At 43.4% G+C, this 12,756-nt stretch carries 10 protein-coding genes and 1 pseudogene; 4 read left to right on the top strand and 7 right to left on the bottom strand.

Annotated elements, in window-relative coordinates:
• Positions 1–122 precede the first annotated feature (122 nt).
• Positions 123–638 (bottom strand): hypothetical protein, encoded by a 516-nt coding sequence (locus tag DP116_RS07105; protein ID WP_169154509.1) that lies wholly within the window; start codon positions 636–638, stop codon positions 123–125.
• A 356-nt stretch (positions 639–994) separates the two neighbouring features.
• Positions 995–2,917, bottom strand: coding sequence for a tRNA uridine-5-carboxymethylaminomethyl(34) synthesis enzyme MnmG (gene mnmG, locus DP116_RS07100; RefSeq protein WP_169154508.1), 1,923 nt, complete (start codon positions 2,915–2,917; stop codon positions 995–997).
• 273 nt (positions 2,918–3,190) lie between these two features.
• Here mnmG and DP116_RS07095 point away from each other — a divergent pair, with 273 nt between their 5' ends.
• Both DP116_RS07095 and DP116_RS07090 read left to right on the top strand, forming a co-directional pair.
• Positions 3,191–4,069, top strand: a complete 879-nt coding sequence (locus tag DP116_RS07095) for a D-alanyl-D-alanine carboxypeptidase family protein (protein ID WP_169154507.1) — start codon at positions 3,191–3,193, stop codon at positions 4,067–4,069.
• A 68-nt stretch (positions 4,070–4,137) separates the two neighbouring features.
• Positions 4,138–5,538 (top strand): sensor histidine kinase, encoded by a 1,401-nt coding sequence (locus DP116_RS07090; protein WP_246275522.1) that lies wholly within the window; start codon positions 4,138–4,140, stop codon positions 5,536–5,538.
• Between the two features lie 24 nt (positions 5,539–5,562).
• Here DP116_RS07090 and DP116_RS07085 read toward each other — a convergent pair whose 3' ends face one another.
• Positions 5,563–6,768, bottom strand: a complete 1,206-nt coding sequence (locus DP116_RS07085) for an RNA-guided endonuclease TnpB family protein (protein WP_169154506.1) — start codon at positions 6,766–6,768, stop codon at positions 5,563–5,565.
• Between the two features lie 457 nt (positions 6,769–7,225).
• On the opposite strand from DP116_RS07085, the gene DP116_RS07075 reads away from it, so the two are divergent.
• A complete protein-coding gene (locus DP116_RS07075) occupies positions 7,226–7,801 on the top strand; it encodes a TIGR04376 family protein (RefSeq protein WP_169154504.1) in 576 nt (191 codons plus the stop codon).
• 354 nt (positions 7,802–8,155) lie between these two features.
• On the top strand, positions 8,156–11,059 hold the full coding sequence (gene gcvP, locus DP116_RS07070; protein WP_169154503.1) for an aminomethyl-transferring glycine dehydrogenase: 2,904 nt from the start codon (positions 8,156–8,158) through the stop codon (positions 11,057–11,059).
• Between the two features lie 93 nt (positions 11,060–11,152).
• Here gcvP and DP116_RS07065 read toward each other — a convergent pair whose 3' ends face one another.
• The 4 genes and pseudogenes from DP116_RS07065 to DP116_RS29095 form a co-directional block, all read right to left on the bottom strand.
• Complete coding sequence (locus tag DP116_RS07065; protein ID WP_211173134.1) at positions 11,153–11,383, bottom strand: DUF4926 domain-containing protein; 231 nt, start codon at positions 11,381–11,383, stop codon at positions 11,153–11,155.
• Between the two features lie 2 nt (positions 11,384–11,385).
• Positions 11,386–11,730 (bottom strand): DUF6883 domain-containing protein, encoded by a 345-nt coding sequence (locus DP116_RS07060; protein ID WP_169154502.1) that lies wholly within the window; start codon positions 11,728–11,730, stop codon positions 11,386–11,388.
• Positions 11,731–11,974: 244 nt separating this feature from the next.
• Positions 11,975–12,325: a DUF1257 domain-containing protein gene (locus DP116_RS07055; protein ID WP_048868763.1), complete on the bottom strand. Its 351-nt coding sequence runs from the start codon at positions 12,323–12,325 to the stop codon at positions 11,975–11,977.
• 140 nt (positions 12,326–12,465) lie between these two features.
• Positions 12,466–12,756, bottom strand: a pseudogene (locus DP116_RS29095) (stress-responsive protein Ycf46); the annotation flags it as partial.

The following is a 12,756-nucleotide window of genomic DNA, read 5'->3' as shown; positions in this document are numbered from 1 at the left end:
ATTTTGCGGAAAGTTGCCAGGAGGGTTTCCCTCCGTAGCAAACTTTCCAAGACGACTTCTTACCTTATGGTTTTGACTTGTTTTGCCCTTACACCCCCACTCCCCTATCCCCCTAGTTCTGATCAATCCGCTAACTGTACGCACTTCTCTACATGCGGCTGCAGTAGGCTTTGCTGGAATGATTTGATGACAACTAGACGATTGAACAGCCCAGAGTTTGCTACCCCAACAATGCAAGCAGCGGCTAACCCTGCGGTGACTCCCATCAAAACCGCTATGGCTTTTCTGCGTTTTGATTTTTTGACTCGTTTCTTTATTAATTTGGGAACCCCTGGAGTCGCGACTCCAACTGGACTCAATGGATTATTTCTAGGTTGCTTCCCGGATGGTACAAGGCTGATTTGTGTTTCTGGGATGACAACTGGCGGTGTTGTAACCGTTGGTACTTGAGGAATGTTCTCTTGAGGTAATGCTGTTTGGGAAGATAAGCGATCAGAACGATCCAAAATGAGATTAATATCAGCAAAGAGTTCATCCATCAAATCATCGGCATAGGTTTCTATCGCCCAGGGTTCGTTAACGATGAATTCTTCGGATGCTTCTGGAAGAATGAGATAGGTATTGGCGTTTTGTGACATGGCGTTCTTGACTATTAACTCCTAGCAAGATAAATATTGTTCCCCCTCTGCCCGCGAATAAAAACCTTAGATGAAACCTCCAATCTCTCGTCTTAAAACACTTATCAGTCATCAGTTATCAGTTATCAGTTATCAGTTATCAATTGCTTGATAATTGTTCACTGTTCCCTGTTAAGCGTTCCCTGTTAAGCGTTGACTGTTCCCTGTTAAATATAACGAGTAGATTTCAGGTGGATTTGAGATTCTCATTGAATATAGAGACTTTGAATGATGGCACTGTCTTAATTTAATGTCATCACCGATACTAGTCTCTTCAGATTTCACCTATAACTATACTCGCTCTTGTGGAATTGTTTTCAAGCCAAGACTGAAAATTCCTTCGGAGACTTCGTTTTATGCAATTCTAGATAAATTAATAAAGCATTTACATCCGCTGGATTCACTCCACCAATACGAGCTGCTTGCCCTATTGTCAATGGTTTCACCTTGGTCAGTTTTTCCCGCGCTTCTTTAGAAAGAGTTTCAATCGCCTGGTAGTTTAAGTCTGCAGGTAACTGGCGGTGTGCTTGACGAGCAATTTGGTCAATCTGATTTTGTTGTCTTTGTAGGTAGCCAGAATACTTGATGTCAATTTCTGCACCTTCTTTCTCAGCACGAGCAAGATTGGGGTTTCCCAGTCCGTATGTGTTGAGATCTACGTAATGAAATCCTGGACGCCGTAACAAGTCAGCTAGGGTAATTGAGCCTTTGATTGCTTGTTGGGTGGTTTGGGCGATCGCCTGCCCAATTTCATCATGTTCCTTCACCCGTGTCCCATACAACCGTTCTTTTTCCGCTGCAATCTTTTCTTGCTTGCGAGTAAAAAGTTCCCAACGTCGGTCATCAATTAAGCCGATTTCCCGTCCCAATGGTGTTAAGCGCTGGTCGGAATTATCCGAACGAAGTATCAATCTATATTCAGACCTGCTCGTGAGCATACGGTAAGGCTCCCGTAAGTCTTTCGTACACAAGTCATCCATCAGTGTACCGATGTAACTTTGCTCACGGGCAAAAACAATCATTTTTTGACCGCGAGCAAAGCGAGCAGCATTAATTCCAGCAACAAGCCCTTGAGCTGCTGCTTCTTCGTATCCTGTTGTGCCGTTAATCTGTCCAGCGCAGAACAGCCCTTCTACCTTTTTCGTCATCAGTGTCGGATAACACTGTGTCGCCGGTAAATAATCATACTCAACAGCATAAGCTGGGCGGAGCATAACGCACTTTTCCAACCCAGTCAGACTCCGTAACATGTGGAGTTGCAAATTTTCCGGTAATCCTGTAGAAAACCCTTGAATATAAAGTTCAGGAATATCTCTTCCTTCAGGTTCAATAAAAATTTGGTGGCTTTCCTTATCAGCAAAGCGGACTATCTTATCTTCTATACTGGGACAATAACGTGGTCCTTTAGCATCCACCCACCCGCCATAAACTGGTGAAAGTTGCAGATTTTCCCGAATCAGGCGATGAGTTTCTGGCGTCGTGCGGGTGATATGACAAGGAAGTTGTTCCCGTTCTACCCAAACCTCTGGATCAAAGCTAAACCAACGGACATCTTCATCCCCTGGCTGTGGTGTCATCTTACTGTAGTCAACAGACCGCTTGTCTACCCGTGCGGGGGTTCCTGTTTTGAGTCTTCCTGTTTCAAACCCCAAGCGATTGAGAGTTTCCGTCAAACCGACAGCAGCAAATTCTCCAGCGCGTCCCGCCTCCATCGACTTGTTACCAACCCAAATCCGTCCTCCCAAGAACGTCCCGGTTGTCAAGATAACTGCTTTGCACTCAAACGCCACACCAAAATATGTTTGAACGCCGACGACTTCATCGTTTGCGCCCAAAACCAAATCTGTGACCATTCCTTCGCGGATGATTAAGTTGTCTTGGTTCTCGACAATAGCTTTCATTAGTGCTGCGTACTCTCTTTTATCTGTTTGAGCACGCAACGCCCAAACAGCAGGTCCTCGCGAAGAGTTGAGAATCCGCTTTTGCAAATAAGTCCGATCTGCCATTTTGCCAATTTCTCCGCCGAGTGCATCCACCTCGTGAGTCAACTGGGATTTAGCTGGACCACCCACTGCTGGGTTACAGGGTTGCCAAGCTATTTTATCCAAATTTAGTGTCAACAGCAAAGTTCGACAGCCGAGGCGTGCGGTCGCAAGGGCGGCTTCACAACCAGAGTGACCTGCACCGACGACGATGACATCATAGGCGTCTTGGAATTCAACACAAGTGTGCATGGTCATAGTTTAAACAAGCATATAGTCAATCTCAATATTAGCTGATACGGTGATTGCATTGCTGAAGATTGAATATGGAAATGTCAGATAAATCACTCTGTTATATCTACGTTTTTTCTTTTTAGTAGCCATCATGAACTGCGTACGCCAGAACACATGAAAAAACCTCTTAGCCTGTTCCCTGTTCCCTGTTCCCTGTTCCCTATTTTCAAGTCACAGTGATATACAGCTAATATAGCAATTCTCTTTGAGGATGTACCTACCGTAGTGAATATGAAAATGAAAACTTTTTTAAAGAAGACATTTTTTTACATTCTGATTGCTTTTCTTTCTTGTGCATTAGTCGCAAGTCATGGAATCAGCCGCTATAAGTTGATGGCAGATGTTCCAAATCCGAAAGATTGTGTCACAACTCCATCTTTGGAAAATAACAGAGTGTTAACTCAATCCTGTACAAATATTCCTCAAACACTTCCTACTCAGACTCCCAGCCAGCCATTCACTCCCAACCCAAACTTGACTGAAAAAGAGCGATTTTTCTCAGCAATTACAAATAAATTACCAACAATTCCCCGTAACAATACATTTGAATATATACTATTACGTGCTTATGGTTCAGTTTTTGTTAATCAAAATCCGGAAATTAAACTTCCACAAAAGGTTCTCTTTACTAACGAGCAAGAAACCAAACAATTTCAATCGAGTTTAACACTGACTCAAGTGAAGAATACGAGTCAATGTTATTTACAAAAGTCAGCAGCCGAAGCTTTCAATCAAGCACGCTCACAAGTACAAATCCCTCTAAAATCAGGTTATGGTGCGAGTGATTGTACTCGCAGTTTTGCCACTAATTTGAGATTTTGGCAAAAATACGCAAACAATCAGACTTTAGAACAAGTGCGTCAGGGCAAAGAAACAACAATTCTTGGTGTTGTTGCACCACCAGGTGCATCACAACATCTTTGGGGCTTAGCCATTGATTTGAGAGTCACCACTGAAGCCCAAAAACAGGTTCTCAATCAAAATGGCTGGTATCGGACTGTTGAGAATGATATACCCCATTGGACTTATGTAGGTTTACCACTTGAGAAATTAACTCAGTTTGGGTTTCAAAATAAAGTAGTAAGAAATGTTACATACTGGCTAACACCACTATAATTAGAATTAAGTTTTGTTATCTCATGAAATACTCAGCGCAAAAGTGCCACGCCACCTTGCCAAAATTGATGCAGAAACAACCTGATAAGATGCTAGCTGCTGTGGAACACGAAACAGCACGGCTAAAAACACTTTATCAGTATGAAATACTCGACACGCCTGCTGAAGCGGACTTTGATGATTTGACTAAATTGGCAGCACAGATTTGCCAAACCCCAGTGGCGTTGATTACTTTTGTAGACGCATACCGACAATGGTTCAAATCAAAGGTTGGTATGGAAATTACGAATGCCCCACTTGAGGCTGGTTTCTGCCCGTTGACTGTGCAAAAAGGTGATACGTTAATCATTCCAGATACTTTAGCAGATCCACAATTTGCCAAGAACCCCGTTGTCGTCTCACCGCCTCACGTTCGGTTTTATGCAGCAGTACCCCTGATTACAAAAGATGATTATTCGATAGGTACACTCTGTGTAGTCGATTTTGTACCGCGTCAACTTGAACAAAAACAAATTGAAGCACTACAAACTCTCACCCGTCAAGTGATGGCGCAATTAGAGCGACGGCTTTTTAGTTATCGAATTACTGAAAAAACTCAGCAGCTAGACCAAGCTTTAAAAGAACTCACTCATACACAAACCCAACTGATGCACAACGAAAAAATGGTCAGTTTGGGTCATCTAGTTGCAGGAATTGCCCATGAAATTAACAATACACTCAATTTTATCTATGCTAATTTGCCCCACGCCAATCAATACACAGAAGATTTGCTGAGCTTAATTAAACTTTACCAGAAATACTATCCCAATCCAGTGGTGGAAATTGAAGCTGCAACGAGGGCGATTGACTTCAATTTCATTGAGGAAGACGTATCCAAACTTATGTCCTCAATGACAATTGGGGCTGAGCGCATTCACGAAATTGTCTTACAATTGCGGAACTTCTCACGGGTCGAGCAAACCGAAAAAAGAGCAGTGAATATTCACGAGGATCTTGAAAATACACTGTTGCTCCTTGGACACCGCCTAAAAGGTATATCAGAGTATCCAAAGATCACAGTTATAAAAGAGTACGGTCACCTGCCTGAAATAGAATGCTATGCTGGACAGCTCAACCAGGTGTTCATGAATATTCTGAGTAATGCAATTGATTCCCTTCAATGCAATATCGTATCAAAGATAAACGATCAGCCAACCCCTGACTCGAATCCATGCATTTGGATCACAACGAAAGTTTTAGACTCTGATTATGTTGTGATCCAAATTGCTGACAACGGAGCAGGTATGACGGACAAGACACGCGAAATGATTTTTAACCCGTTCTTTACCACGAAACCTATCGGTTACGGTACAGGTTTGGGTTTGTCGATTAGTTACCAAATTATCAACAAGTGTGGCGGACAATTAACGTGTGTTTCAGCACCAGGACAAGGTGCTAAGTTTGTCATCAAGCTGCCAATTCGTGCTTGAATTTCCTTATTGACACTCTCCTGCCTAAAGGCTAGGAGATTCTACATTCATTGTCAGAACTTGCTCTAGTAGGCTTGCACCAACTAGTGTAGAGGTTCCAACTCCTGTAGCGTTACTTTGGGGATGCCCTCCCCTAGCTTTTGCAAGATTGAGAATATTTATTGCTGCATTCACATCTCTTTGGAGTTCACATCCGCAATTACATTTATGGGTGCGAGTTGAAAGGGACTTTTTCACAATTGCACCACAATCTGAACACTTTTGAGATGTCATTTTAGGGTTGACAGCAACAACGGCGGTGTTGAACTTAACAGCAAAATATTCTAACCAACGACGAAAAAGACTCCAAGCCACATCATTGATGGACTTAGCAAGACAATGATTCTTTACCATGCCTTTCACATTTAAGTTTTCATAGACGACTAAGGCGTTAGCCTTGCATACGTTACGCGCAATTCTCTTTGCGTGTTCATTCCGTTGTCTATTTACTCTTAAATGCTTCTTTGCATATCTTTGTCTAGCTATCCGTCTTTGGTTTCTACCTTTTTCCTTTTTGAAAATTGCTCTTTGAGCGTGTTTAATAGCTTTTTCAGCTTTTCTTAGAAACCTTGGATTTGGTTCATGATGCCCGCTTGAATCAGAGTAGAAAAACTCCAATCCAACGTCTAAACCTATTTCACTATCACCTGTTCTTTGCTCAGGTTTCGCATCAACATTAATCGCAAATTGGCAATAGTAACCGTCAGCTTTTCTAACTAACCGAACTCGTTTGATTGACTTTACAGGGTAAGTGTGAATCTCCCACTTACCCAATAGCTTGACCTCTCCAATACTTTTTTTATCAGTAAAAGTGACACGTCGTTTTGTAGGATGTAATGCCCACCCACTAGTCTTATACTCAACGGAACGATTATCTTTTTGAAAACGTGGAAAACCTTTCTTTCCCGGCTTCTTCGATTTGCAATTACCGTAGAATCTATCAATAGCACTCCAGGCTCTTTCAGTAGCAGCCTGACAAGCCATTGAGTTTAATTCTTCAACAAATTTAAATTCCTTACGCAGTACGGTAGAGTAGTTATTTAAAGCAATCCTGTTAATCTTTGCTTCTCTTGAAGCATCCATCCAGTATCTAATTGCTTTATTTCGGACAAACTGAGTAGTCCTAATAGCTTCATCAATAGCTTGATACTGTTGTTTTTTACCCTTTACTTTGTACTCTAAAACTAGCACTGCGTTATCACCTCCTCATTTTTATGAACTCAACCTATGTTAACATAAATGTGTCGCTATTGTGTCAGATTTATGGCAAAAAAAGAATTACATATTAGGATTACAGAGCGTAGGATGAATAAATTACGCTTATATGCTGCTCAGAAGGATAAAACTATTACCCAAATAGTTGAAGATTTGCTTGATACTTTACCCGAACCACAAAAACCCAGCATCACGGTAGGCTAAAGGAGCCACTGCGTTGGGCGGCTCTGCCGACTTGAAGCATGTGGCGTCCTACGTCAGCAGCTTTCATGAGCCAGTGCTGCGGGAGGGTCTCCCGACCTAGGCATCTGGCGTCCCCTTGCCTAAAGTACGGATGTGTACGACTCAGGAGGACACATCCTCAAGGGTTTTCAGCTAGCCTTCCTTATAATTACTACAATAAAAGAAGCACCTAACCTCTGGAGTTCTAGCAGTGGGCTTATTTGACGATTTTAATCGGTTTTTAGAAAACCGTTTGGAGGAATTCTTGCGCAATAATCCGCATTTGGAGTTAGAAGCGCTGTTGGAGCAGCTGCGTGGGCAAGAGGAAGACACGTTGAAGCTGATTGCAGATTTACAAGTGCAGGAGAAGCGATCGCAAGAACAAGTTCTCTCCACAGCTCAAGAAATCCAAAGGTGGCATATTCGTGTAGAAAAGGCAAAATCTCTGAATAGACAAGACTTAGCAGCGGCTGCAGCACAACGAGAAGCCGCACTGTTGCGCGAAGGAAATCAGCTTTGGGGACAAATGCAAGGAGTGAAAGAACGCATCACCCAAGCGAAAGAACTATTGCGCAAAATTCAACAACGGCGACAGGAAGTGCAAGCCAAAGCAGCTGAAGCTCAAACAGCGCGTGCTAAGACTCAGGCGCAGCAGCCCTTAGAAACTAGCGGTTGGTGGGGTGCGACTAGCGGCTCTTTTAGTGGACATGACGATTTAGAAGAGAAGTTTCGCCGCTGGGAAACTGACGAAGAGTTAGAACAAATGAAGCGAAAGATGGGGAAATGATCCAAGAAACAGTCATAGTACAGGGGCGCACCAAATAAAGCTACCATAATGTGCGGCTAAATATCGGGGGTTTTGCAAGAAGTCTAAACCTGGGGAACAGGGTTGAAATCTATGATGTGTTGTGCTTTTTATATCATGTTCGGCTAATTAGTTATGATTCCCACGTTGACTGCACCCCACCCCTTTATCCCCTCCCCGCGAGCGGGGAGGGGATAAAGGGGTGGGGTCTTTCCCCTTGTCTCCTTCACGGCTTTCTGGAAAAACTTCATTAATTTTGATAAATTGACAAATTATACCCAACGCCTCAAACAGAATTGTTGCAAAATATGAATTAGTCGCGTCGGAGAGCAGTTTGTGGTAACTAATGTTCCTCGTCCTAAATCAAACCATCAGCAGATGTCAGGGGAAACTAACCAAAAGTTAAGTTCTTTTCAAGAACGGCACATTGGACCATCATCCAGTGATATCCAGCAAATGCTTGAGGTGCTGGGTGATAGTACTCTTGATGAAGTTATTGACCAAGCAGTACCGCAGGCAATTCGGTTATCTGATTCATTAGAGTTACCAGAAGCACAAAATGAGTACGCAGCACTAGCTCAGCTCAAAGAAATCGCTTCAAAAAATCAAGTTTTCCGCTCGTTTATTGGTATGGGGTACTACGACTGTATCACCCCACCCGTGATTGGACGCAATATTCTAGAAAACCCCGGTTGGTATACTGCTTACACTCCCTATCAGCCAGAAATTGCCCAAGGACGACTCGAAGCGCTGCTCAATTTCCAAACCATGATTATTGACTTAACAGGTTTAGAAATTGCGAATGCTTCATTGCTAGATGAAGCCACAGCAGCCGCAGAAGCGATGAGCATAAGCTATGGTGTTTGCAAAAATAAAGCAAATACCTATTTTGTCTCTCGTGACTGTCATCCCCAAACTATAGATGTGTTACAAACACGTGCTCAACCTCTGGGAATTGATATTATTGTCGGCAATCATCAAACTTTTGATTTTTCTGAACCCATTTTTGGGGCAATTCTTCAGTACCCCGCTAGCGATGGCACAATTTACGACTATCGCGCTTTTATAGAAAAAGCCCATGCTATGGGAGCATTGGTAACAGTAGCAGCAGACCCCTTAAGTCTGACTTTGCTAACACCCCCAGGTGAATTTGGTGCTGATATTGCTGTAGGAAGCACTCAGCGTTTTGGTATTCCCTTGGGCTACGGTGGACCTCATGCAGCTTATTTTGCGACCAAAGAAGAGTATAAGCGCCAAGTTCCAGGGCGAATTGTTGGTGTATCAAAAGATGCTCAGGGGAAACCAGCGTTGCGCCTTGCCTTGCAAACTCGTGAACAGCACATTCGCCGCGAAAAAGCGACTAGTAATATCTGTACAGCCCAGGTGTTGCTGGCAGTAATGGCGAGTATGTATGGTGTATACCACGGTCCTACTGGACTCAAAAGAATTGCCGAGAACATCCACCAAAAGACTGTGATCCTGGCAGAAGGATTAAAGCGTTTGGGTTACAGCATCGGTTCTGAATATTTCTTTGATACCCTACAAGTCGATTTAGGAGAACGCAGTTTAGATGAGATTTTACAAGCTTGTGAAGCACATAAAATTAACATACGCATTTTAAACACAACTACTGTAGGTATATCCTTAGACGAAACCACTACAGAAAAAGACTTAATCGATCTCTTGGACATTTTCGCTTTTGGCGACGACCTACTCTTCCCCCCTGCTTCCGCTGCTTTCCCAGCTTCCCCTACTCTCCTCTTACCCCGCACCACTAGTTACCTTACCCACCCCGTCTTCAACCGCTATCACTCAGAAACTGAGTTGTTGCGCTACCTGCACAAGCTGGAAGCGAAGGATTTGTCACTGACAACGTCGATGATTCCCTTGGGGTCATGTACGATGAAGCTGAATGCCACATCTGAGATGATACCAGTCACATGGGCTGAGTTTGGCAAAATACATCCTTTTGCACCACTATCACAAACACGGGGTTATCAAATCCTGTTCCAGCAGCTAGAGGAATGGTTAGGACAAATCACAGGATTTGCGGGAGTTTCCCTGCAACCAAATGCTGGTTCTCAAGGTGAATATACAGGGTTGCTCGTCATTAGAAAGTATCACGAAAGTCGAGGAGAAGGACACCGCAATGTTTGTTTGATTCCCCAATCGGCACATGGAACAAACCCTGCAAGTGCTGTGATGTGCGGGATGAAGGTAGTTGCTGTTGCTTGTGACGCTGAAGGTAATGTTGATTTAGATGACCTTAAGGCAAAAGCTCAAAAGCATAGTAAAGAACTTGCGGCATTGATGGTAACATATCCCTCAACTCATGGTGTGTTTGAGGAGCAAATTCAGGAAATTTGTGCTGTTGTTCACACTCATGGTGGACAAGTTTACATGGATGGGGCGAATATGAATGCTCAAGTGGGGCTTTGTCGTCCGAGAGATATCGGTGCGGATGTTTGTCACTTGAACTTGCATAAAACCTTCTGTATTCCACATGGTGGCGGTGGTCCTGGTATGGGACCGATTGGCGTCGCTTCCCATCTGGTACCTTTTGTTCCTGGACACGCTGTTGTTGAAATGGGCGGTGAACAAAAAATGGGTGCAGTTTCCGCTGCGCCTTGGGGAAGCGCGAGTATCCTCGTGATTTCTTGGATGTATATTGCTATGATGGGCGCAGATGGTTTGACGGAAGCAACCAAAGTCGCAATTTTGAATGCAAACTACATTGCCAAGAGACTTGAATCTTACTATCCCGTTTTGTATAAAGGGAAAAATGGTTTAGTTGCTCATGAGTGCATTTTGGATTTGCGATCGCTCAAAAAATCTGCAAATATCGAAATCGATGATATTGCCAAGCGCCTAATGGATTATGGTTTCCATGCACCAACTGTTTCCTGGCCTGTGGCGGGTACAATCATGGTAGAACCCACAGAAAGCGAATCCAAAGAAGAGTTAGACCGTTTCTGTGATGCAATGATTGCGATTCGCCAAGAAATCGCGGAAATTGAATCAGGTAAGATGGATGCTCAAGATAATGTCTTGAAGAATGCACCCCACACCGCAGAAAGTCTGATTGTCGGAGAATGGAATCATCCCTATTCACGGGAACAAGCTGCTTACCCAGCACCGTGGACTCGCGAACACAAATTCTGGCCTAGTGTCGGTCGCATTGACGCCGCCTATGGAGATAGGAATTTTGTTTGTTCTTGTCTGCCAATGGATGCTTATTAAGTAGAATGAGGAGTGAGGAGTTTTTATTCCTCGCTCAATACTTTTGAGATGAAGAGTTACTTACTAATCCTAATACTAATTTATTCAGCAATGCTACATAGCAATCCTATCTTCTGCCAATCGCTGATGATATAAAATCATCAAATTGTCAGCTTCTAATGTTTCCATCGCATAAGTGCGACCATGAGTATCGCTAAACTCTACTTCAAATATTCCAGGCTCATACTCTTCAACAATTGTTCCAACCTGTCCCCTATACAAATCGAACTCTGGTAAATCTTTCAGCAATGCAACTACATCAAGTAACTTAATTTGTGAATTCATACTCAGCCCTTATCTAAAAGAATATAACAACTTATTAAACGAGGAAAATTTTCTGTATCTCGTACAATCCACGCACTCCTCACAACTGCTCGTTGTTCACCTCTAACCATCATAAAATCAACGACATATTTCTGCCCATATTGATTTCTTTTAGTAGGAATCACATCATAATTTTTAATAGCTTGCCTCAAGGCTATCTCTAGTTCTTCCTCGTCATCTAAAGCGATTCCTAAAACAGACTTAAACAACCGCGCTTTGTGTCGCCCCTCTGGATGTTCTGGATTCAAACAATAACCGGAAAGTTTTTGCCTGTCAATAACTGCCTGTTCGGGATGAGGAAGTTTCATATATAGCAGTTGCCAGGTAGATTAGGACATCAACTAATGAGAAAATACGGAAACCACGGGACTTTAAAGGCTGCTCGGGTGGTCCCTGCTATATTAGGGCGATCGCCAACAATAACGAGATAGTAAATTTATAACAGATAAAAAAAATTAACGGACTAGGATAATTCCTAGTCCGTAAAAAAAGCGGGCTAACCGCTATTAACCTGGTTAACCCGTGCAGCTTTGGGAACGCGCAGAGATATGACTATTGCAATACCAACTTAACGTTGGCGTTTTGCAGACCGCGTTGCTTCACTTCTGCCAGGGTCTTGTTAACGGCATACTTCTGGTTGATGGAGTTGATCAACTCGGTTTGGTTGTGTTTCTTAGCAACACCCCACAGGTCTGCGATCAGATCGAAGGAACCATCGCTGTTGCGAGACCAACCCAGGTCATACTCGCCTTCCAAAACTGCAACGATGTCAGAACGAACACGCTGACCGTTGTAACCACGAACATCAGCTTCGGTCTTAACAGAGATGCCTAGATCGCGCAGGGAAGATTTAAGAATTTCAGCATCGGTGATTTTGGTACGCAGAGTGCTAAAGTGAGACATTTGGGTTTCCTCCAATGAGAAAGTAGAGAAAAAGACAACAGTTTGTTTTAACAGAAGCCGCGTTTACCAAGACGCGGTTTTTTCATAACTGCTAGCTTTGTGGGGCTAGCCTTTCCCCCTGTGGTAGCAGGAGAAAGCTTTTAGAACTCCATTCGCTGATACTCAGCAACGGAGGATGCGGCTGGTCTTGCTCGTTGTCTAGCCCAATCTCTGAGGGCTGTCACTTGTTCTTGCATCGTACGAGACAACGGCAGTGTTGCTTTAATGGCCGCAATAATATCTAACTGTGTGAACTCCCGATCTTGGGCAAAAGCTTCGTACATTGCCGCAACAATCGCTTGTTCAATTTCTGCTCCAGAAAATCCGTCAGACATCTTAGAAAGTTGTTCTAGGTCAAATCGCGAGATGTCTTCCCGGCGCTTAGACAAGTG

Origin of the sequence: Brasilonema bromeliae SPC951, assembly GCF_012912135.1 — a bacterium.
GTDB lineage: Bacteria > Cyanobacteriota > Cyanobacteriia > Cyanobacteriales > Nostocaceae > Brasilonema > Brasilonema bromeliae.
Note: the sequence above shows the minus strand (reverse complement) of the source record. Positions and strands in the feature narration are given on the sequence as shown.

Coding starts and splice junctions, on each gene's coding strand:
- DP116_RS07060 (WP_169154502.1), bottom strand. CDS start 11,730: ATGAAACTTCCTCATCCCGAACAGGCAGTTATTGACAGGCAAAAACTT.
- DP116_RS07090 (WP_246275522.1), top strand. CDS start 4,138: ATGCAGAAACAACCTGATAAGATGCTAGCTGCTGTGGAACACGAAACA.
- DP116_RS07055 (WP_048868763.1), bottom strand. CDS start 12,325: ATGTCTCACTTTAGCACTCTGCGTACCAAAATCACCGATGCTGAAATT.
- mnmG (WP_169154508.1), bottom strand. CDS start 2,917: ATGACCATGCACACTTGTGTTGAATTCCAAGACGCCTATGATGTCATC.
- DP116_RS07105 (WP_169154509.1), bottom strand. CDS start 638: ATGTCACAAAACGCCAATACCTATCTCATTCTTCCAGAAGCATCCGAA.
- DP116_RS07095 (WP_169154507.1), top strand. CDS start 3,191: ATGAAAACTTTTTTAAAGAAGACATTTTTTTACATTCTGATTGCTTTT.
- DP116_RS07065 (WP_211173134.1), bottom strand. CDS start 11,383: ATGAATTCACAAATTAAGTTACTTGATGTAGTTGCATTGCTGAAAGAT.